Below are 21166 nucleotides of genomic sequence, written 5' to 3'. Positions count from 1 at the left end.
GTTATTCTATAAATTTTGGATTGATAGGGTCAACAGCCGGCTCAACAACACCCTTACGCACATGTGAGCGTTTTATGCTGTAGCTAAAGTAAATTATAAAACCGATCAATAACCAAACGATTAGCCTGGCCCAGTTTTCCCAGCCTTCACTGGCTATCATACATAAGCATATCGCTGCACCTAACGGACATACGATCATATAAAGTGGTGTCTGGAACGGACGTTTAATGGTTGGATCAGTTCTGCGGAGGATAAATATACCTATACAAACCAGCACGAATGCGAACAATGTACCGATACTCACCATATCACCTACATATTTATCAGGAATAAAACCAGCAAATAAGGACACAAAAACAAAGAATAACCATTGTGACTTATACGGTGTACGATATTTAGGGTGTAATTTTGAAAATACTTTAGGTATCAAACCATCAGTGCTCATGGTATAAAACACGCGGGTTTGTCCCATCAGCATCACCAGGATAACCGAAGAGAAACCAGCCAGGATAGATACCGTAACAAATGATGCTAACCATCCGTAACCCGGCATCGCGGTTTTAATGGCATAGCTTACAGAAGCTTCTTTTCCCTGGATAAGGAAATCTTTGTAGGATACCAAACCTGTTAACACGTGTGAAAATAAGATGTAAAGTGCAGTACAGATAACCAATGATATCAGGATACCTTTTGGCATATCGCGTTGTGGGTTTTTAGCTTCCTGTGCAGCGGTTGATACAGCATCAAATCCAATAAAAGCAAAGAACACCACACTGGCGCCACGTAACACACCCAGCCAGCCGTGATTAAAGGTATCCGCATAATCAACAACACCTGTACTAACCTTAACGGTACCGGCATCAGCAGGGATCATATAAGGCGTATGGAATGCGGGATTAATAAAGTGCCAGCCTAAACCAATGATCATTAATACAATGGCCACTTTAACAATTACAATGACATTATTTACAACAGCTGATTCGGCCGTACCGCGGATAAGTAACAGAGTAAGCAGGAACAGGATCAGTATAGCCGGTAAGTTAACGACACCTCTTGTACCCAACTCTGCAGCATACATACCGGCAGTGGTGTTAGATGTCTCGAAAAACGAGTGTGTCCATTGATAGGGTATATGATAGTCAAAAAAGGTGTGTAAAAACTCGTTAAAGTATTGTGACCAGCCTATGGATACGGTAGCTGCCCCCAGTGCATATTCCAATACTAAGTCCCATCCTATGATCCAGGCTATGAACTCGCCCATAGTAGCATAAGAGTAGGTGTAAGCCGACCCGGCAATAGGTATCATACTGGCAAATTCTGCATAGCACAAACCGGCCAGGGCGCAGCCGGAAGCCGCTATAAGGAATGAAATAGTAACAGCCGGACCTGCATGTTCGCCGGCAGCAGCTGCTGTACGAACAAAAATACCAGCCCCGATAATAGCACCGATGCCAAGTGCTATAAGCGATCCAACGCCTAAAGTTCTTTTCAGCGATTTCTCTGTCTCTACCGAGGCAGCCATTAATTGCTGAATAGGTTTCTTAATAAATAACTTCATTTTAAAATAGTAAGATCAGTTGTAAAAATTTAAAAATTCACATTCCCCCAAACGTACTTAAATTTATTGAAAAGATAAAGAGCCGAATGTAACTAAGGAAGAGTAAGGAAAATCCAAATAATAGTTCGAAAAATCGAGTAAATCTATAGATAATTGGATTTTGATGTTTAACCACGTAAGTGTCTCATTTGTAGTATAAGCCGATAAAAAGCAGTGTTTGGGTAACACTAAGGTTTTTAGGGCAGTTATAGGCTAATTAGGGTGGTGAAAGGATGAAAGCTATTTTGGCTGTAAATGGGACTGGCTGAATGATATAGTCTTTCTACAGCGTTTTGTTCCTGATTAATGTTGTAAAAGGTGATTTGACCGATAAAAAATAATCGCCAATTCAAGCGGAGGACGCTTGAATTATGTATTGAGGTAAGCGTCCACGCTTATCTTTTAATAATTGGTGTAAGCGTGGACGCTTACTTTTGCTTAAGTTCAAGCGGAGGACGCTTGAACTGGCAGGTAATAACCTGCACCAATTAACGGCTGGCCTGCTACTAATTTCAGTTATTCCCTATCCCCATCTTAGGTGATATCCCCCATGTGGGTTGTTGCTTTACTTTGTTGCATGATTTTAAACACAATCAAAAAGCAATGAACAGCATATTTAAAATTTCAGTTTTTCTGTTAATGAACAATCTAAAAATAATGGCTGTAGTACATCAACTCCTATAACCTCATAATTATATACACTTTAATTTATTTATCATCTATCTATTTATCATCTACCTATGAAAAACATCAATTTAAACAGAGTTTCTGCCCCGGCTGCAGTATTGCTTATGGTTCTTTTTTTATTCCCGGCCTGTAAAAAGGACAAGAATGAAACAGCTGAAACAGCGCCATTAAAAACAACTTCCATCACGTTTTCCGGAGCTAACGAGATACCCGCAAACAACAGTACGGGTACCGGAACAGGTCAAATCTCATTTGATCCAACTGCCAAAACCATAACTTATAGTGTTACATGGCAGCTTGGATTACCCACCGCAACAACAACAGATATGCACTTTCACGGTGCCGAAGATGGTTCTGATACCAAGAGTTCGCCCGTTGTTGTTGAACTGGAGGGTTTTTCAACAGGCAATTCCGGTAAATTTTCTGGAACCACCCGCGCGCTTACTGATGCTGAAGTAAATCAGCTATTGGCCGACAAGTGGTATATGAACATCCATAGCACAACGGTAACAGGCGGGGAGTTAAGAGCGAATATTAAGTTTTAGTTTTGTTAATAGTTAGTTAAGTAGCTGCGAGTTTAGCGATAGCACAACTCATTCTTATGCAGCAGAAAAGCCGCCCTCATCAGGCGGCTTTCTCTTTTTATAAAGTTTTGTAAATTACACTTTCTTATCAGCCTTGATCACCACATGGGTGTTCATGGATTGCTTCTGCAATTGTCTTTGTATCCGTGGATTGTTTTGTACCTGGTAATTCAGATGCGGTGCAATAACCAATGAAACGATCGACATCAGCTTGATCAAAATATTCATTGACGGGCCTGAGGTATCCTTGAACGGATCGCCCACAGTATCGCCGGTTACAGATGCTTTATGCGGGTCTGATTTTTTGTAATGCATTTCGCCATTTATTTCAACCCCTTTTTCAAATGATTTTTTGGCATTATCCCATGCACCACCGGCATTGCTCTGGAAAATTCCCATCAGCACGCCTGATACCGTAACACCGGCCAGCAAACCACCCAACACTTCGGGACCGAATGCAAAACCGATAATGATTGGGGTGATCAGGGCAATTAAACCCGGGGCAACCATTTCGCGGATGGATGCTTTGGTTGATATGGCCACGCATTTTTCATACTCTGGTTTGGCTTTATATTCCATAATGCCCGGTATTTCGCGGAACTGGCGTCTTACTTCCTCAACCATGGCCATAGCCGCACGGCCCACTGCCGATATGCACAGCGCCGAAAAGATGAAAGGGATCATCCCTCCAACAAATAAACCGGCCAAAACATCGGCCTTGTAAATATCAATATGCTCAATGCCTGCAACACCCACAAAGGCCGCGAATAAGGCCAGTGAGGTTAATGCTGCCGAAGCGATGGCAAAACCCTTGCCTGTAGCAGCAGTAGTGTTACCTACGGCATCCAGATTGTCTGTACGGTGGCGTACTTCTTCGGGCAGGCGGCTCATCTCGGCAATACCACCGGCGTTATCAGCAATTGGGCCAAAAGCGTCAATAGCCAACTGCATGGCTGTAGTAGCCATCATACCTGCAGCCGCAATAGCCACACCATATAAACCCGCGAAATGATAGGAGCCGTAAATACCCGATGCTAAAACCAGAATAGGTAACACGGTTGATTCCATACCTACAGCCAAACCCCCAATAATGTTGGTAGCGTGCCCTGTTGACGACTGGCGGATAATACTCAGCACCGGGCGTTTACCCATAGCGGTATAGTATTCGGTAATGATGGACATTAAAGTACCTACTATCAGTCCCACAACTATCGACATGAAAACACCGTTTTTTGTGAATACCAGTGATCCTGCTTTTATAGCATGACTGGCATCCTCATCACGCACCATGTGGAAACTGTCATTTGGCAACATCCACTGTACTACAAAATAAGTAGCGATGGCAGTTAATATGATGGATGCCCAGTTACCTATGTTTAGCGCTTTTTGTACGCTGTCGGTTTCATTTTTAATTTTTACGAATGATGTACCAACAATAGAAAATACCAGGCCTAAACCTGCAATAACCATAGGTAACAATATAGGTGCTATACCACCAAAATTGTCATGTGATACAATTTCGCGGCCCAGCACCATGGTGGCCAGCATAGTAGCCACGTACGATCCGAATAAATCGGCGCCCATACCTGCAACGTCACCCACGTTATCACCTACGTTATCGGCAATGGTAGCGGGGTTACGCACATCATCCTCTGGGATACCGGCTTCAACTTTGCCCACAAGGTCGGCGCCCACGTCGGCAGCTTTGGTATAAATACCACCGCCTACACGTGCAAATAATGCTATTGATTCGGCACCTAATGAAAATCCTGCTAAAACATCAAGCGCTTTGGCCATGGCCTCTCCATTTACGGTGCCTCCTGTATTTTTAACATAAACGGTGTAAAAAACAATGAATAACGAGCCTAAACCAATAATGGCCAAACCCGCAACGCCCAGTCCCATTACAGTACCACCGGTAAATGATACTTTTAGCGCTTGCGCCAAACTGGTACGTGCTGCCTGCGTGGTACGCACGTTGGCTTTGGTGGCAATACGCATGCCCAGGTAACCGGCAAAAGCCGATAAAAAAGCGCCTATTACAAACGATACCGCAATAATCGGGCTTGATGTGGCTACCGTAGTGCCACTCCAGGCCAGTAATAGGCCGGCTATAAATACAAATCCACCGAGTACTTTCCACTCGGCACGTAAAAATGCCATTGCCCCATCAGCAATGTAACCGGCCAGCTTGACCATGTCGCCATCGCCGGGATCTTGTTTAGTAACCCAGGCGGCCTTAACAGCCATTACGGCTATTCCAATAAGGCCAAATACCGGGATCAGATAGATTAAGTAATCGTTCAAAAAATCCATGTTCACAAATTTGGTTTATAAAGTAGTTCAGTTTTATGTTATAAGGTAACAGATATAATAATTGGTGCTTGCAAAATAGTAATTTTATTTCTTTACAATAGCCTGCCAATTATAAAGTTTTTTGAATAGTTTAGGGGTTTAAACCCTGAATAACTTTATGGCAAAAAACTCCGGTCAACCAAAAATGAAACACGAGCTGGGCTTGCTCGATGGCACCATGTTGGTAGCAGGCTCTATGATAGGGTCGGGTATATTTATTGTAAGCGCAGATATTATACGTAATGTAGGCTCAGCAGGTTGGCTAATAGCCATTTGGGTAATAACCGGTTTCATGACCTTAACCGCTGCCTTAAGCTACGGTGAGCTAAGTGGGATGTACCCCAAAGCAGGTGGGCAGTACGTTTACTTAAAGGAAGCCTACAATAAGCTCATCGCTTTTTTATATGGCTGGAGTTTTTTCGCGGTGATTCAAACGGGAACTATCGCCGCTGTAGGGGTGGCATTCTCTAAATTTACAGCATATATAATACACCCTTTTAGTGAAGAAAATATACTGTTTAAGCTTAAAACCGGGCTTGACGCAGCCGGGCACGATAAGTTTTTTACCATCAGCGCGGCGCAAGTGGTATCAATCATTTTGATCATTATACTCACGTTTGTAAATACCCGTGGTGTTAAAGGCGGTAAGCTGATACAAACCACTTTCACCATGACCAAGCTGATTAGTCTTTTTGGATTGATAGGTTTTGGGTTTTTGGCCTTCAAAGGCGATATATGGCATGCCAACTGGACAAATGCCTGGGATTTGCATAACCTGAACAAAGATGGTACTATCACTAACTTAACCGTAGGTACCGCATTGGGGGCTATTGCTGCCGCTATGGTGGGCTCCATCTTCAGCAGCGATGCCTGGAATAGTGTAACCTTTGTTGCCGGCGAAATGAAGAACCCCAAACGTGACGTGGCACTCAGCATGATGTTCGGTACCATCATTGTTACAATTATTTATGTATTGGCCAATGTGGTTTATACGGGTGTACTTTCGTTACATGAAATTTCTGTTGCCGATAAGGATAGGGTAGCCGTTGCTGCTTCGCACGTTATATTTGGTAATATAGGTACTTACGTTATAGCGGTTATGATCATGATATCAACCTTTGGCTGTAATAACGGATTAATATTATCAGGTGCACGTGTTTATTATACTATGGCTAAGGATGGCCTGTTTTTTAAACGTACCAGTACACTGAATAAGTTTGGCGTACCACAGTTTGGCTTGTGGATACAATGTTTGGTAGCTTCATTACTATGTTTAAGCGGTCGTTATGGCGATTTGCTTGATATGATATCATTTGTAGTGGTAGTATTTTATGTATTAACCATATTAGGCATATTCATTTTAAGGGCTAAACACCCTAACGCCGAGCGCCCTTACAGGGCTATTGGCTACCCTGTTTTACCCGCATTGTATATTTTGATGGGCGTGGCCTTTTGCATATTGTTGTTTGCTTACAAACGCGATTTTGCATTGTATGGCTTATTAATTGTACTTATCGGTATCCCTATATATTATATATCGCAACGGAACGTAAAGCATGAGGATGAAACGGTTACTGATAGTTAGTTTATTTATAATTAGTGGGCAGGTTTATGCCCAGGATCTTCAGCAAAAATTATCATCAGCTTTTAGCAAGTTACAGACCGATAGCCAGTGCAATTATGCATCGGTATCATTAACCGTGCTTGATGCTAAAACCGGCGAACAGGTGTTTGCCGCTAATCCTAACATGGGGCTGGCTACTGCATCAACCTTAAAAACCATTACCAGCATTACCGCGTTTTATGTTTTAGGTACCGATTTTAAATACCAGACGCAGCTTGGTTATGTTGGTGATATAGCAGCCGACGGCACCCTGAACGGCGACGTAATTATTAAGGGTGCCGGCGACCCCACCCTGGGCAGCTGGCGGTATGAGCAAACCAAAGAAGCCCATGTACTGGCCTTAATGACCGATGCGTTGCAAAAAGCCGGTATTAAAAAAATTAAAGGCCGTATTATTGGCGACGACAGCATTTTCGGCACACAGTCAATCCCCGAAGGGTGGATATGGCAGGATATAGGTAACTACTATGGTGCCGGAACATCGGGCTTGTGCTGGCGCGAGAATCAGTTTGATATTAAGCTGCGTACGGGTGTGGTGGGTAACCCTATCGGCGTATCGCGCACTGTACCTTTAATGCCATACCTCAGTTTTAAAAGTGAACTGGTGAATGGCCCGGACAATAGCGGCGATCATGCTTATGCCTTTTTACCTGTTGGCAGTACGATGATGTACCTTCGGGGCAGCTACGCCATTGATCAGGATAAAAAAAGCATATCCGCCGCTGTACCCGATGCCGCTTATGACGCCGCGCTGCGTTTGGCCGATACGTTGAAGAAATTAGGCATAGGCATAACAAACGGCCCCGAATCTGCCGCTACTTTGGCCGCTAAAGGATTGCCCTTGCCACAAGCTACAAAAAGTTTAACCAGCATTCAGTCACCACCATTAAGCAGGATCATTTACTGGCTTAACCAAAAAAGCGTAAACCTGTATGCCGAGCAGTTGCTTAAAACCATAGCCTGGAAACAGGGCCGTAAACCTACTACAGTAAACGGTGTTGAGGAGGTTCAGAAATTTTGGAAGGCCCGCGGCATCGACCCTAATACCATTAACACATATGACGGCAGCGGCCTGTCGCCAGGCGATAGGGTGACCACCAATACTATGGCCAGGATCCTGCAATCGGCAAAAAAGGAAAGCTGGTTTGCTGATTTTTATGAAAGCCTGCCGGTGTATAATAACATGAAAATGAAAAGCGGTAGCATAAACAATGTGCTTTGTTATGCCGGTTTCCAAACCCGCAACGGCAGGGAACTTTGCTTCTCTATCATGGTGAACAACTTTAGCGGATCAAGCAGGGGCATTAAGGAAAAAATGTTCAGGGTGCTGGATGTGCTGAAGGCCCCCTAACCCCCTGAAGGGGAACTTTTTTAGATGTTTCAGGATATACTTTAAAACTTTGTAAGTTTATATGCCAGTATAAGTAGTTGATCATGAAAAAATTAAGCATTGTAATAATCCTGCTGATGTCGTCGGCCTTTTTTGCCTGCAGAGGGAATAAAGCCGGCAACGCCGCCGAAGCTGTTAAAAGTATAAGGTTAAAATTCACTGAACTGGGCCGCGAAACCATCATTAGTATTGACTGTGATAAATTTGATTACTATTTCCCCGAAAGTAAAGTTAAAATCTTAACCCAACCCAAAGCTATTGACAGCTTAATGCTCATACTGAATAACATGAAAAGGGCTGAAGACGGCTATAAACCCGATGTAAGGGGCAAAATATATATCACCCATACCAATAACACTATTGATACACTATGTGTAGGTGTTAAAGTGTTGAATTATAAAGGTTCTATTTACCAAACGCCGCAGGATCTGCTTAGGTTTATACAGAAATAAAGATAGAAAGAAACCCGCGGTCGCTCGACTCTGAGTCACAATTGTTCGGAAGATTGTAATCGCAGTAATATATTCCCTCCCTTGGGAGGGGTGTGGTGGATTGTGTAATGGCAGGGAGGGGTTTATACAAGCGATACAACCTGCAGCTTACTAAACCCCTTCCTCCCCCTTCCCCAGGGAAGGAATCGCACTAACCCTAAGCTTTCGTTTTATTCTTCAAACACTTATAGGCAAGAGACGGTGAGGGAGTATTTATCTTGTTCCAGCGTCCCAATAAAAAAGGGGCAAATCGATAGACCTGCCCCTTTTTACAATATTATAAAAGCTAAAATTTAAGCGTAAGTAACGTTTAAGGTAATGGGTACGCTCAACGCTTTTGATATGATGCAATTGGCTTTGGCACCTTCGGCAATTTCTTTAAATTGAGCTTCGCTAACACCATCAATAGTTGCTCCTTTAAGTTCCAGATGGATGCCTGTAACACTCAGGGCTACCATATCCAGATCTAATATAGCATCAGTGGTTAAGTCATTAGGAGTAAAACCTGCCTGGGTTAAAGCAGCGCCAACGGCCATGGTAAAGCAACCTGCATGTGCTGCGGCAAGCAACTCTTCGGGGTTGGTACCTATGCCATCGGCAAAACGGGTTTTAAATGAATACTGTGTTTTGTTTAATACAGTGCTTTGGGTGGTTATTTCTCCCTGACCTGCTTGTAATGTGCCATTCCAATGGGCATTTGCTGTACGTTTCATAAGTTTGGTTTTTGTGATGTTATTTGTTATTGTTGGTTAATAGTAAAGTTAGTGGTTTATAACAGCTGATGATCTCTTTATCATTTGTCTTTTCTCTAACGGTCCTTTATCTTTTCTCTAAAATTACCACTTCGCCCGTTCATATTGTACAGGCCAATTTATTTCGTGGCCCAGTTCGTGCGCGGCGCGTAGCGGGAAATGCGGGTCGCGTAACATTTCTCGGGCTAAAAATACAACATCGGCTTCACCTTCCTGTATAATTTCATTGGCCTGAAACGCTGTTGTTATTAAGCCCACCGCACCTGTAAGTATACCACTTTCTTTTTTAACTTTCTCTGCAAATTCAACTTGATAACCTGGTTTTAACGGTATCTTAGCATTGACTACATTTCCGCCGCTTGAGCAATCAAGCAGGTCAACCCCTTTATCTTTCAATATTTTTGCCAGCGCTACAGAATCATCGGCAGTCCATCCACCTTCGGTCCACTCTGTTGCCGAAATACGTATAAAAAGCGGATTTTCGGCTGGCCAAACTTCCCGTACAGCCGCAACAACCTCCAGCATAAAACGTATGCGGTTCTCAAATGAGCCGCCGTATTCATCGGTACGTTTATTACTTACCGGCGAAAGAAACTCATGCAGCAAATAACCATGGGCGCCATGCAGCTCAATCACTTTAAACCCGGCAGCTATGGCCCTTTTTGCAGCAGCCTTAAAATCGGCCTTTATTTTTTCAATACCAGCTTTATCCAGTTCAAGCGGTGCTTCCTCATTTTCTCCGAACGGAATAGCGCTTGGGGCTAATGCCTTCCACCCGTTCTTTTGATCAGATGGTATTTGTTTACCACCGTTCCAGGGTTCGGCATGACTGGCTTTGCGTCCGGCATGTGCCAGTTGTACACCCGCTATAGTTCCGTGCGAGTGAATAAAATCAGTGATCTGCTTTAATTTGGGGATATGTTCGTCATGATAAATACCCAGGTCAGCAAAAGAAATGCGGCCCTCGGCTGATACCGCGGTAGCTTCAGTAATAATTAACCCAGCGCCGCCAACTGCTTTACTACCCAGGTGTACCAGGTGCCAGTCGTTAGCAAAGCCATCTTCGCTGGAATACTCGCACATGGGCGATACAGCGATACGGTTTTTTAATTCAATGTTTTTTATTTTTAAAGGCGAAAATAGATGTGCCATAGTTTATTTTTTTGGTAAATATGGTAACTAACAGCGTTAACTACCTCACTGTTTTGTAAAACTTAAAGAAGCGGAAAAAGAAGCTTAAAGCCGAAGGCTAAAAGCTTAAAGTGCTATAAGTGCGTAATAAAGAAGCTCAAAGCACAAAGTTCTATACGTGTGTAAAAAAAAGCTTTATGCTTTCAGCCTTCGGCTTTAAGCTTTAATGTATTCGCCCGCGTTCGTCTTCGTTACCGGTGTCGCGTTTTTCGGTGCTGGTTTCTTTACCAAAACGGTAGCTTATGCCCAGTTGTACAAACCTGTTGAGCTGAAAGTTGGTGAACTTGCCGTTGATGCCATTTACCGTGGTACTTACCGCCGATGCACTGCTCCGGAACGCATCATTGAGGTTTAGGGTAATGTTCAATTTCTTTTTCATGGCCAGAGCGGTAAAACCAACATCTAATTTGTAATAGGCATCTGAGCGGCCAATATGATCAACCTCGGGAAACTGGTACCAGAAATTCACCGCCGCGGCAAAGGTTTTATCCGCATTAAAATACATGGTGTTGTTAGTGGCCACATATGCACCATAACCATTTATGCTTTTAATATACGGGATATTGGAATGTGCATCGGTATGATAAAAAGTAAACTGGTTATTATTATCCAACCAGGGAAACAGGTGGAGCGATAAATTCTCGGAAATACCCACCCGGTAAGTTTTGATAAAATTTAACGGGATAGTATAAACCAGGTTGGTATCGGCGCTGGCTACGGTCACATTATAAAAGCCATTATCGGTAATGTTTAAGAACAAGGCCGAGGTAAGCATATTTTTGTACGTATGCGATAGCTCAAAATTGCTGTTATATTCAGGTTGCAGGAAGGGGTTACCCTCGCCATAGCTATAAGCCGTGAATAGTGATTTAAAGGGGTTCAGATTCCAGAAGGTAGGGCGGTTGATTCTGCGACCAAAGCTAAATGCAAAACTGTTAGCCGTATCGGCCTGATATGATATTTGCGTGGATGGGAACAGCTTTAGATACTTATTGGTATTGGTTTGATTCAGTGTATAGGAAGTGCCTTTGGTTTCGGTGTATTCGGCCCGTAAGCCAGCCTGGTATTTCCATTTATCCTTTTCTTTATTGAGGTTTATGTACAACGATTGTGTGTTTTCAATATACCTGAATTCGTTGCTCAGGTTGGTATTGTAAGTGAGTTTATCGTTGATGTCCTTATCATAATAAAAAGCGTTGCTATAATTATTGATAAAACTGAGCTTGCCCCCGAAAGAGAATTTAGCAAATGGTGTGGGGATCTCGGCGTCGGCCTTAAAGGTGTATACTTTAATAAGTTGCTTATTGGTATCAAAAAATCGGGTATTGTTTTCGGCGATAACCTGTCCGCCGGGTAAATAGCTATTACTTTCAAAATCAGACCGGTCGTTGCGGTTATAATTAAAGTAGTCGGCATTCAGGGTTAGTTTTTTGCCTGTGGTATCAAAGTTGATAACCGCATGTGCATTGCCCGAATTACTGATAGCCACCGGATGATAAGTGGCATAAGTTATTAAAGTAGAATCAAGGCCACCATTACTGTTGTAGATAGGATTATTCACATGGTCCGATCCATCGTAAACATTATTTCCGCCTAAATAGGAAATGCCTATGGTTGTTTTTGGGCTGACTTTATAATCAACCCCGGCTACTATGTTAAAATTATGAAGGCGATAATTACCCGTATCGGTTTGCAGCCAGCTTTGTTTGGGGTAAAAAACATCAGTTTCAAAGCCTTCCAGTTCGTGGTCATGGTCGATATTTACGCTGCTATAAGCCGACCATTTGCCTGCATTATAATTGAGGTTGGCGCTGCCGCTGGCCAGCCAGTACTTGCTGGTACCAAAAACGTTGGCCGGGTTGTGCAGCCATTGCTTGTCGCTCAATTGTACATTGCCCGAAAAACCTTGTTTACCGCTATGTTTGGTAGTGATATTTATTAAGCCGGCATTCCCATCGGCATCGTAGTTGGCGGATGGGTTTTTGATCAGCTCGATTTTGGAGACCTGATTAGCCGACATCGACTTTAAATACCTAACCAGATCGGTACCCGCCAGCTGAACAATGCGATCGTTAACCATCACCTTCACCGCGCCTTTGCCTACTATACTAATCTCGTCTCCATTTACCTTTATACCCGGAACCTTGCTAATAGCTGTAAGGGCGTCACTGCCTGTAGCCGTAATGCTGGCAGATACGTTATATACCAGTTTTTCCTGATTGTTTTCGATAGTGGCTTTATTTGCTGTAACCACCACTTCGTTCAATTGGGTGCTTGATGCTTGCAGGCTGATGTTTACGATAGTGTCTTTGGTAATGGAAAGCAGGCATTGGTATTTTTCGTAGCCGGTAAATGCAACCGTGAGTTGGTATTGGCCGCTATGCAGGTAATTAAAAGTAAAGCCACCCGCTTCATCAGTTTGCAGGGATTGATTTTTATGTTCGTTGATGTTGAGCAGACTCACCCCGGCATAAGCTAAAGCGTGTTTTGAGGCATCATTTACCGTTCCGGTAAGTTTTATTTGCGCTGACAGGCCGCTGTGTAAAACGGCTAAAAGTATTAAGGTAGAAACAAATTTCAAATTATAACAGGCTTAAAAATTTGTTAATGATAAGGAAAGATATGGCAAATAGGAAATTGTGAAGAGAGATTATCTGATTTAGATGACCGAAACTATTCAGATGTTTTATTAAGCCAGATTAAACCATCCTGTATACGTCAATATAATATCCTTTTACCTTTAAACCACATATAACTGTAAAACAATACTTAGATTCGGGATGTTAAGGCTGATTTGTGAATAACCCTTTAAACTAACCTTAATTTGACTACATACACAACCCTCATTATACTCAGCGGACTGGTGATTTTTTCATACCTGTTTGATCTGCTGGCTGGTAAAACTAAGATCCCTTCGGTTATTTTATTGCTGCTGCTGGGCATAGGCCTAAAGCAAGTGGTCGACTATTTTAGTATACCCATGTTTAACGTTTCGTTAATACTGCCTACACTGGGCACGCTTGGTTTAATACTCATCGTATTTGAAGGCGCGCTTGAGTTGCGGTATAACAGCAATAAAAACGCTGTTATTAAAAAGGCATTTTTATCGGCACTAAGCATCATGTTGATTAGCGCGTTTGCCATCACCTTTATTATATATTACCTCACCGGCGAGAGTTTTTACAAGTGTTTTGTAAACGCTATCCCTTACTGTGTGGTGAGTTCGGCCATAGCTATCCCATCAGCATCTAACCTGATCAAAAGTAAAAAGGAGTTTATTATTTATGAGTCTTCATTTTCGGATATCCTTACGGTAGTGCTGTTTAATTTTATTGTGAGGAACCCGCAAATTGATGTGGTGTCATTTGCCAAGTTAGGGGGCGAGCTGGGCGGCATTATACTGGTAGCCATTATATCGTGTTTACTGCTGCTTTATGTAATAGGGCGCTTAAAACATCATATCAAATCATTCCTTATTATATCGTTGCTAATATTGGTTTATTCCATTGGCCAGTCATATCATTTATCGGCATTGATCATTGTGCTGGCGCTGGGACTATTCCTTAACAATGCCAACCAGATCCATTTGGCCTGGTTCAGGAAATGGTTTATATATCCAACCTTTCAGCATGATATTAAGCAGCTGCACCAGCTTTCGGCCGAAAGCGCTTTTTTAATGCGCACTTTCTTTTTTATTGTTTTTGGGTACACCATGAATATAGGTGAGCTTAATGATATCCCTGTTTTGTTAGGTGCCGGAGCCATTTTGCTATCTATTTATATAGTGCGGTTTTTATACATTAAACTGGCCTCAAAAACCGATCTGATGCCTGAGCTGGTTATTGTTCCTCGCGGATTGATCAATGTATTGCTATATTATAACCTGCCACCAAATTTGAGGATTCCCCAGGTTGGTGCCAGCTTACTGTTTGTAGTAGTGTTGGGGACAAGTATTATCATGAGCCTGGGTTTGTTAGTAACCAAACGACATGTAGCCAGCCACAATCAGGAATTTCAGGATGTTTGATAAATATATATTGCAACAATGACCATTACTACACGCCTCGCCACATTTAATGATATACCGGTATTACAGCAATTGATCGAATTATCGGTTCGTGGATTGAGTACTGATTATAATACACCTAACCAGATTGAAAGCGCCATCAAATATATTTTTGGTGTAGACACGCAGCTCCTTATTGACGGTACCTATTATGTAGCCGAAATTGACCAGACCATAGTTGGCTGCGGCGGTTGGAGCAAACGTAATACCCTTTATGGTGGCGACCAACATAAATCAGTAGAGGACCCATTGCTTAACCCTGAACATGATGCCGCAAGGATTCGTGCTTTTTTTGTTCATCCTGATTATGCAAGGCGGGGCATAGGTCGGCACATTATTTCGGTATGTGAGAACGCGGCGCAAAGTAATGGATTTAAAAGCTTTCAGTTGGGTGCCACACTACCCGGCGTACCACTTTACGAGGCTATGGGTTACCATGCGGTTGAGCATATAACCCAGCCTATGCCTAATGGCGAGATACTGCCTATTGTTAAGATGTACAAGGTTTTATAGTACAGCAATAAGCCTATATTTACGCATACAAACAGGCTAAACAGAGCAAGTTCCGGGTTTTATAGCGTGTGGTATCACCCTACATTTGTAGTGTAATAATTAATAAATAACATTATGAACACACAAGAAAAAATCAATTACAATCGTATTGCCGAGGCAATCAATTATATAAAGCTGAATTTTAAAAATCAACCTAATTTGGATGATGTGGCTGAAAAGGTGCATTTAAGCCCTTTCCACTTTCAGCGTTTATTTACCGACTGGGCAGGTATCAGTCCCAAAAAATTCTTACAATACCTGAGTCTTGATTACGCCAAAAGCATTTTGAAGGATAAACAAGCCACCTTGTTTGATACCGCTTTTGAAACAGGTCTGTCAGGTACCGGACGTTTACATGATCTGTTTATCAATATTGAGGGTATGACCCCTGCCGAATATAAGAACGGCGGTAAGGAGCTTGATATTAATTACAGCTTTGCCGAAACCCCTTTTGGAAACATCATTGTAGCATCAACCCCTAAAGGTATTTGCTACATGGCTTTTGCCGATGACAGGGAAGAGGCGTTTGATCAGTTGTTGCAACAATTCCCCAATGCATCTTATACACAGGTAGTGGATGTGACCCAGCAGGATGCCTTGTTTATATTTAAAAAGGACTGGTCGGAGTTATCAAGCATCAAACTGCATTTAAAAGGCACCAACTTTCAGCTTAAGGTATGGGAAACCTTGTTAAAGATACCAATGGGCGGTTTAAGCACCTATTCAGATATTTCGCAGCAGATAAAATCACCGGGCGCCAGCAGGGCGGTGGGTAGCGCGGTAGGGGCCAACCCTGTAGCATTTTTGATCCCATGTCACCGGGTTATTAAATCAACAGGCGAAACTGGTCAGTACCACTGGGGTTCAACCCGTAAATCGGCTATGATTGGCTGGGAAGCGGCTATAGTAAATAATTAAGCTATTAAATTGCTCAATATATAACCATGTCATTTCGACGAACCAAAAGGGGCATTGCGCGTTGCGTGAGGAGAAATCTTGTACAATTGGCAAAACCGTCGTTCTCTTGTACAAGATTTCTCCTCGCCCCTTACGCTCAAACCCTGGCAGGTTCGTCGAAATGACATCATTTTAAATTCAATCCTTTAGCATCAGAATAATGGAGATCAAAGAAAGAATAAACCAGCTAAACTGGGCCGATATTTCGTCCGGTATGGATAGCAGGGGATATGCCCAAATTAAAAATGTACTAACAAACGACGAGTGCGATAGCCTGACAGCGCAATATACTGACGACCAGCTATACCGTAAAACGATAGTGATGGAGCGTCATCATTATGGCAAGGGGGAGTATAAATATTTTAAATATCCCCTGCCTGCACTCGTTCAGCAATTGCGCGAAAGTGTTTATCCCCGACTTGCACCAATTGCCAACAACTGGATGCAGCTTTTAAATAAAGAGCAGCGCTTTCCAGATACCCTGGATGAACTGTTGCAACATTGCCATGAGCAGGAACAATTAAGACCGACGCCTTTGATATTGCAATATGCCAAAGGTGGTTACAATGCTATGCACCAGGATCTTTATGGCGAAGTGTTTTTCCCAATGCAATTAGTATTTATTTTGGATGAACCGGGTGTTGATTATGAAGGCGGTGAATTTATACTGATAGAACAAAAACCGAGAGAACAATCGCGGGCGATGGTATTAAAACCAACAAAGGGCGATATGCTACTATTTACCACCAGTTACCGGCCTGAAAAAGGCGGCAAAGGCTATCACCGTGTAAACATGAAACACGGCATAGGCGAAATTACCGAGGGTAAACGCCGCAGTATGGGCATTATTTTTCACGACGCCAAATGATCTCGTCAATTGCGAGGAAGCCCCCTCTAAACGGCGCAGCCATCATGAACGCAAAAAATAAAATATAATAATGTGAATAATCTCCCCCAAAAGGGGAGACTTTAAAAAGCATTTTAAAGCCCTCTCCCTTGGGGAGGGTTGGGTCAGGTTTCTTGCTTTGTACCTCGCAATGACGTGTTTTATATAAGCTGGTTCTTTAATATATTAAATCGTTGCTTATTGCGTTATATCGCAAGACCCGGATAACACTTATCATCATGCTTAAAAAAATAGCCTTAATAGTATTTATATTGATCGCAGGCAAGGTGGCTCATGCCCAAACAGCCAGTGAGGTGTATGATAAATACGCGGATTTTAATTTGGCGCTGTTACAAAACGAGCACGATAAAGCGCTTGATTTGGGCGAACAAATATTGCCAGATTCAGCCAAACTACCCCAAAAAGCACGCGTCAGTTTTTATAATGGTATAGCAAAACTTTATGAGGATGATAGTCAAAGCATAAAGGCCATAGCCTATTATAACCGGGTAGTTGCTGCCGAACCCAATTATTATGTGGCTCATCGTGCCCTGGGTTATTTATATATAAAAGACATTTCGGGTAAACCGGCTGATCAGGTTGTTGTTGATGCTGCCTATATCATTGAGATCAAAAAAGCCTTGCCACATTTAGAAAAAGCCCAGGCCTGCGACCCAAGTGATGATACACTGGCCCTGATCAAATTACTCTACAGAAACATCAAAGACGAAAGGGGTCTGAACACCTTGCCTGCCCGGCTTAATGAGTTAAAGAAAAATTGCATTGATATCCTGAGCGATCAATAGGTATCATTTGCATATCTGTCTATTTCTGCCTGAAACTATCGCCTATAAACTCCAACGCGTCGGTAATGCCGGTGCGCCAGTAGGTCCAGGTATGGGCGCCATCACGGATCCTGAATTCATGCGGTACCTTCTTTTCGGCAAGTGCAATGTGCAACAGGGAATTGCCTTTACTCAGGGCATCATCATCGCCACAGTCAATCCAGTAACGTACCGTTTTAAGTTCATCAGTAGTTTTGCTTTGTACCAGGCCAAGTATCGAGTTGTTTTTCCAGGTGGTATTTAAACGTTCACTTCCTTTCAAATCAGGACCAAATACTTTGCTGTATACTTCGGCCCAACGAGTATCTGTTATCGCCATAAAATCATCATCACTACGTACAGCCGCGCTCAATGCCGCTGCTGCCGAGAACACCTCAGGATGTTTTAAGCTGTATACCAGTGTACCAAAACCACCCATGGAAAGCCCGGCTACCGCACGGTATTTCTTGCTGGCTTTAATACGGTATTCTCTTTCAACACCGGGCATAAACTCCTTAAAAAAGAAATCCTCGTAGTTTTGTTTACCATCATATGAATTGATGTAGAAGGTTGACCCCGCATCGGGCATAACGATGATCATGGGCGGGATCTTACCCTCGGCAATAGCTTTATCAGCATAGCGGTTAACTTCGCCAAACTGTAACCAGCCGGTGTGGTCATCACCATAGCCATGTAACAGGTACACCACCGGGTAACTGCGGTTTGATGTTTCATAATCAGCCGGCAGGTATATGGCGTATTTTACATTGCGTTTTAAAATATCACTTTTTATGTTTTGTTCTTCTATCACCTTACCGGCAGGTTGTGCAAAAGCAGTGCCAGCCGAAATAAGCAAACAAAACAGTATCAATTTTTTTAACGTATTCATAGGTTATAGGTATCAGTTGGTAGTATCAAAACAGCATATTTTATATCATCTGCACATCTGAAACGGCGTAGCCCTCTTGAACACCGTTGAAAACAAATAATGGTGAAAAATTTACACATCCGCACATCTATCTATTTTTGTCTGAAACTATCGCCAATAAATTGCAGGGCATCGGTGATGCCTGTGCGCCAGTAGGTCCAGGTGTGGGCGCCATCACGTGTTCTGAACTCGTGGGGTACCTTTTTTTCGGTAAAGGCAATGTGCAGCAGGCAATTTCCTTTGGTTAAAAAATCATCGTCACCACAATCTATCCAGTAACGTACCCCGCTTAATTGTTCGGTGGTTTTATTCTGTACCAGATCCAAAACCGAATTGGCCTGCCATGCCTTGTTCAGGCGGTCCTTACCCTTAAGCCCGCGACCGTATAACTGACCAAATACATTTTCCCAATTGTCGTCGGCCATTCCAACCATCTGATCGTCAGGTAATACAGCCGCGCTTAAAGCTGCCGCTGCAGAAAACAATTGCGGGTATTTAATAGAATAAATCAGCGTACCATAACCACCCATGGATAGGCCGGCAACACCGCGGTATTTTTTCTCGGTTTTAACGCGATAGGCTTTTTCTATATGCGGCATAAATTCCTTGATAAAAAAGTCCTCATATTTTTCCTTACCATCATAGGAGTTTATATACCAGCTCGAATCAGCGTTGGGCATTACAATGATCATAGGGGGAATGGTGCCATCGGCAATAGCCTTATCAGCATAGCGGTTTATCTCTCCAAATTGTAGCCAGCCTGTATTATCATCAGTATATCCATGCAATAAGTAAACCACGGGATAGGTGCGGTTTGCTGTTTCATAATCGGCAGGCAGATAAATGGTAAACTTTACGTTGCGCTTTAAAACGCTGCTTTTAACGGTTTGTTCTTCTATCACTTTGCCTTGTTGTTGTGCAAATGCAGTACTAACACACAGCATAAAGCAAAACAGCAGAGATTTTTGGAGTATATTCATACAACAGGCGGTTTAGTTTTGGTTGATGGAAATTTAAGTAATTTTTGGTGTTACCCAAACATTTGCTAAAAATTAAGCGCTTTACCCTGTTCAGGATATAGGAGGTTTAATTGCAGTTTGTTAGCGGTTTTAAGCTGGGTTTTAATTTTAATAATGCTATTTACAGGCGGTTTAAGATGGGTAACTACTACATTTAAGCCTTTTAATTCATCCGCGCCGGTTAGGGTGGCCAGTTTATCCATCTCGGCCATGAGCCAGTGCGGTGTTAAATGGCCAAAAAGCGTTTTATCGGGCTGCTCATTAGGGAACGATACCTCAATTAAAATAGCCTTTAGCTTTTTGCTTTTTATTAATGGTGCAATAGCCTGCCACAAGTTTTGCAGGTTATTACTTTTTTCAATAGCATCAGGCCCGGTATCGCCTAAATATAAAATATAGGCATCGTTACTTTGCACTAAAAAAGCTGTGCTGGTGAGGTTAGAATGACTCAGGGAGAATGCCTGTACTTTAAAATCGGTATTTTCAATGGCGGTTTCGGTACCTGGTGCAAGTATTTGATAATGATATTTTTTTAAAGCAGGGGCCTCGCCCTGGTCTGTAAAATTGGCCCAGCTTTCCCAGGTAAAATAGTGGGTTTTTATGGTCTCAATAGTACCCTGCAGGCCAAAGATGTTTTTGGTACTGTCTTCGGGCGAATTGATAATGAGCCCTGCTATATGATCAAGATGGGCATGTGATATAAAATAACCTTTAATGTATTGTTTTAAAATTTTATCGCCAGGTATGCTAAATACCTTATTGGCTACTGCTTTTTGAATACCATAATGCAGGGTGCCGGCATCAAGGCATATATATTTATCGCTGCCGGCAGCGGCCAGCATATAGGCCGATAAGTTACTTTCATCAATACCTCCCAGCACACCTAAAGGCACTAACCTGAAGGCATTACTATTTTTAGATTGAGCCAGTGCCAAAAAAGGCAATAAAATATATAAAATAATTAGTGAGGCTTGTTTACGGTACATTTTCGGTAGATTTTCAATTGCCAGGCTTTGCAACCTATACGCTACTAAATTAATGATATACCTAACAATCAAGCAAACTAATCAGTATGAAATATTTTAAAAATGATAACGTGTTTTAAGACAACGGGCACAAAAGAATTTTTTCATTGGGAGCCAAAAGAATACTGTTTTGATAACTTTGCCTCGTTTACGCCGGATAGTTAGGATTTCTCTACATTTTTTACACCTGTAAACAGGGGGGGAAGGGGGAGTAACAAGTTGCATTAGTTTAGGGGGT

At 42.5% G+C, this 21166-nt stretch carries 17 protein-coding genes; 9 read left to right on the top strand and 8 right to left on the bottom strand.

The annotated features are described in order from the left end of the window. Position 1: 1 nt before the first annotated feature. Positions 2-1558 (bottom strand): amino acid permease, encoded by a 1557-nt coding sequence (locus M2273_RS15935; RefSeq protein ID WP_429398533.1) that lies wholly within the window; start codon positions 1556-1558, stop codon positions 2-4. Positions 1559-2337: 779 nt separating this feature from the next. Between M2273_RS15935 and M2273_RS15930 the strand changes: the two genes are divergently transcribed. Then, positions 2338-2829 carry a CHRD domain-containing protein gene (locus M2273_RS15930; RefSeq protein WP_429398531.1) on the top strand — a complete coding sequence of 164 codons (492 nt, stop codon included), beginning with the start codon at positions 2338-2340 and terminating at the stop codon, positions 2827-2829. Between the two features lie 114 nt (positions 2830-2943). Here M2273_RS15930 and M2273_RS15925 read toward each other — a convergent pair whose 3' ends face one another. Continuing rightward, on the bottom strand, positions 2944-5184 hold the full coding sequence (locus M2273_RS15925) for a sodium-translocating pyrophosphatase (RefSeq protein WP_429398529.1): 2241 nt from the start codon (positions 5182-5184) through the stop codon (positions 2944-2946). A gap of 157 nt (positions 5185-5341) precedes the next feature. On the opposite strand from M2273_RS15925, the gene M2273_RS15920 reads away from it, so the two are divergent. The 3 genes from M2273_RS15920 to M2273_RS15910 all read left to right on the top strand — a co-directional run bounded on the left by M2273_RS15920 (position 5342) and on the right by M2273_RS15910 (position 8689). Next, the gene (locus M2273_RS15920; RefSeq protein WP_429398527.1) at positions 5342-6808 is read left to right on the top strand and encodes an APC family permease; all 1467 of its coding nucleotides are present in this window, start codon (positions 5342-5344) and stop codon (positions 6806-6808) included. After that, a complete protein-coding gene (dacB, locus tag M2273_RS15915) occupies positions 6786-8198 on the top strand; it encodes a D-alanyl-D-alanine carboxypeptidase/D-alanyl-D-alanine endopeptidase (protein WP_429398525.1) in 1413 nt (470 codons plus the stop codon). The genes M2273_RS15920 and dacB overlap by 23 nt, the downstream gene beginning before the upstream one ends. 83 nt (positions 8199-8281) lie before the next feature. Then, a complete protein-coding gene (locus M2273_RS15910) occupies positions 8282-8689 on the top strand; it encodes a hypothetical protein (RefSeq protein WP_429398523.1) in 408 nt (135 codons plus the stop codon). 332 nt (positions 8690-9021) lie between these two features. Here M2273_RS15910 and M2273_RS15905 read toward each other — a convergent pair whose 3' ends face one another. The 3 genes from M2273_RS15905 to M2273_RS15895 form a co-directional block, all read right to left on the bottom strand. Beyond that, a complete protein-coding gene (locus tag M2273_RS15905) occupies positions 9022-9441 on the bottom strand; it encodes an OsmC family protein (RefSeq protein WP_429398521.1) in 420 nt (139 codons plus the stop codon). A 123-nt stretch (positions 9442-9564) separates the two neighbouring features. Continuing rightward, positions 9565-10632 (bottom strand): NADPH dehydrogenase NamA, encoded by a 1068-nt coding sequence (gene namA / locus M2273_RS15900; protein WP_429398519.1) that lies wholly within the window; start codon positions 10630-10632, stop codon positions 9565-9567. A gap of 202 nt (positions 10633-10834) precedes the next feature. Continuing rightward, positions 10835-13252 (bottom strand): outer membrane beta-barrel protein, encoded by a 2418-nt coding sequence (locus tag M2273_RS15895; RefSeq protein ID WP_429398517.1) that lies wholly within the window; start codon positions 13250-13252, stop codon positions 10835-10837. A gap of 243 nt (positions 13253-13495) precedes the next feature. Here M2273_RS15895 and M2273_RS15890 point away from each other — a divergent pair, with 243 nt between their 5' ends. From M2273_RS15890 to M2273_RS15870, 5 genes are all read left to right on the top strand, one after another. Beyond that, the gene (locus tag M2273_RS15890; protein ID WP_429398515.1) at positions 13496-14698 is read left to right on the top strand and encodes a cation:proton antiporter; all 1203 of its coding nucleotides are present in this window, start codon (positions 13496-13498) and stop codon (positions 14696-14698) included. 18 nt (positions 14699-14716) lie between these two features. Beyond that, positions 14717-15250 carry a GNAT family N-acetyltransferase gene (locus tag M2273_RS15885; RefSeq protein ID WP_429398513.1) on the top strand — a complete coding sequence of 178 codons (534 nt, stop codon included), beginning with the start codon at positions 14717-14719 and terminating at the stop codon, positions 15248-15250. A gap of 114 nt (positions 15251-15364) precedes the next feature. Beyond that, positions 15365-16207, top strand: a complete 843-nt coding sequence (locus M2273_RS15880; RefSeq protein ID WP_429398511.1) for a bifunctional helix-turn-helix domain-containing protein/methylated-DNA--[protein]-cysteine S-methyltransferase — start codon at positions 15365-15367, stop codon at positions 16205-16207. 199 nt (positions 16208-16406) lie between these two features. After that, the gene (locus M2273_RS15875; RefSeq protein WP_429398509.1) at positions 16407-17114 is read left to right on the top strand and encodes a 2OG-Fe(II) oxygenase; all 708 of its coding nucleotides are present in this window, start codon (positions 16407-16409) and stop codon (positions 17112-17114) included. 257 nt (positions 17115-17371) lie between these two features. After that, on the top strand, positions 17372-17938 hold the full coding sequence (locus tag M2273_RS15870) for a hypothetical protein (RefSeq protein ID WP_429398507.1): 567 nt from the start codon (positions 17372-17374) through the stop codon (positions 17936-17938). Between the two features lie 19 nt (positions 17939-17957). Here the strand turns inward: M2273_RS15870 and M2273_RS15865 are convergent, their stop codons facing one another. From M2273_RS15865 to M2273_RS15855, 3 genes are all read right to left on the bottom strand, one after another. Next, the gene (locus M2273_RS15865) at positions 17958-18845 is read right to left on the bottom strand and encodes an alpha/beta hydrolase (RefSeq protein WP_429398505.1); all 888 of its coding nucleotides are present in this window, start codon (positions 18843-18845) and stop codon (positions 17958-17960) included. Positions 18846-18976: 131 nt separating this feature from the next. Further along, positions 18977-19864, bottom strand: coding sequence for an alpha/beta hydrolase (locus M2273_RS15860; RefSeq protein WP_429398503.1), 888 nt, complete (start codon positions 19862-19864; stop codon positions 18977-18979). A gap of 65 nt (positions 19865-19929) precedes the next feature. Continuing rightward, complete coding sequence (locus M2273_RS15855) at positions 19930-20889, bottom strand: MBL fold metallo-hydrolase (protein ID WP_429398501.1); 960 nt, start codon at positions 20887-20889, stop codon at positions 19930-19932. Positions 20890-21166 lie beyond the last annotated feature (277 nt).

The organism is Mucilaginibacter lappiensis (assembly GCF_050433765.1).
GTDB classification, from domain to species: Bacteria; Bacteroidota; Bacteroidia; order Sphingobacteriales; family Sphingobacteriaceae; genus Mucilaginibacter; species Mucilaginibacter lappiensis_A.
Note: the sequence above shows the minus strand (reverse complement) of the source record. Positions and strands in the feature narration are given on the sequence as shown.

What these genes read in the sequence shown, in the direction of transcription:
- M2273_RS15935 (WP_429398533.1), bottom strand. Translation starts at nt 1,558, where the DNA reads ATGAAGTTATTTATTAAGAAACCTATTCAGCAATTAATGGCTGCCTCG.
- M2273_RS15930 (WP_429398531.1), top strand. Translation starts at nt 2,338, where the DNA reads ATGAAAAACATCAATTTAAACAGAGTTTCTGCCCCGGCTGCAGTATTG.
- M2273_RS15925 (WP_429398529.1), bottom strand. Translation starts at nt 5,184, where the DNA reads ATGGATTTTTTGAACGATTACTTAATCTATCTGATCCCGGTATTTGGC.
- M2273_RS15920 (WP_429398527.1), top strand. Translation starts at nt 5,342, where the DNA reads ATGGCAAAAAACTCCGGTCAACCAAAAATGAAACACGAGCTGGGCTTG.
- dacB (WP_429398525.1), top strand. Translation starts at nt 6,786, where the DNA reads ATGAAACGGTTACTGATAGTTAGTTTATTTATAATTAGTGGGCAGGTT.
- M2273_RS15910 (WP_429398523.1), top strand. Translation starts at nt 8,282, where the DNA reads ATGAAAAAATTAAGCATTGTAATAATCCTGCTGATGTCGTCGGCCTTT.
- M2273_RS15905 (WP_429398521.1), bottom strand. Translation starts at nt 9,441, where the DNA reads ATGAAACGTACAGCAAATGCCCATTGGAATGGCACATTACAAGCAGGT.
- namA (WP_429398519.1), bottom strand. Translation starts at nt 10,632, where the DNA reads ATGGCACATCTATTTTCGCCTTTAAAAATAAAAAACATTGAATTAAAA.
- M2273_RS15885 (WP_429398513.1), top strand. Translation starts at nt 14,717, where the DNA reads ATGACCATTACTACACGCCTCGCCACATTTAATGATATACCGGTATTA.
- M2273_RS15880 (WP_429398511.1), top strand. Translation starts at nt 15,365, where the DNA reads ATGAACACACAAGAAAAAATCAATTACAATCGTATTGCCGAGGCAATC.
- M2273_RS15875 (WP_429398509.1), top strand. Translation starts at nt 16,407, where the DNA reads ATGGAGATCAAAGAAAGAATAAACCAGCTAAACTGGGCCGATATTTCG.
- M2273_RS15870 (WP_429398507.1), top strand. Translation starts at nt 17,372, where the DNA reads ATGCTTAAAAAAATAGCCTTAATAGTATTTATATTGATCGCAGGCAAG.
- M2273_RS15865 (WP_429398505.1), bottom strand. Translation starts at nt 18,845, where the DNA reads ATGAATACGTTAAAAAAATTGATACTGTTTTGTTTGCTTATTTCGGCT.
- M2273_RS15860 (WP_429398503.1), bottom strand. Translation starts at nt 19,864, where the DNA reads ATGAATATACTCCAAAAATCTCTGCTGTTTTGCTTTATGCTGTGTGTT.
- M2273_RS15855 (WP_429398501.1), bottom strand. Translation starts at nt 20,889, where the DNA reads ATGTACCGTAAACAAGCCTCACTAATTATTTTATATATTTTATTGCCT.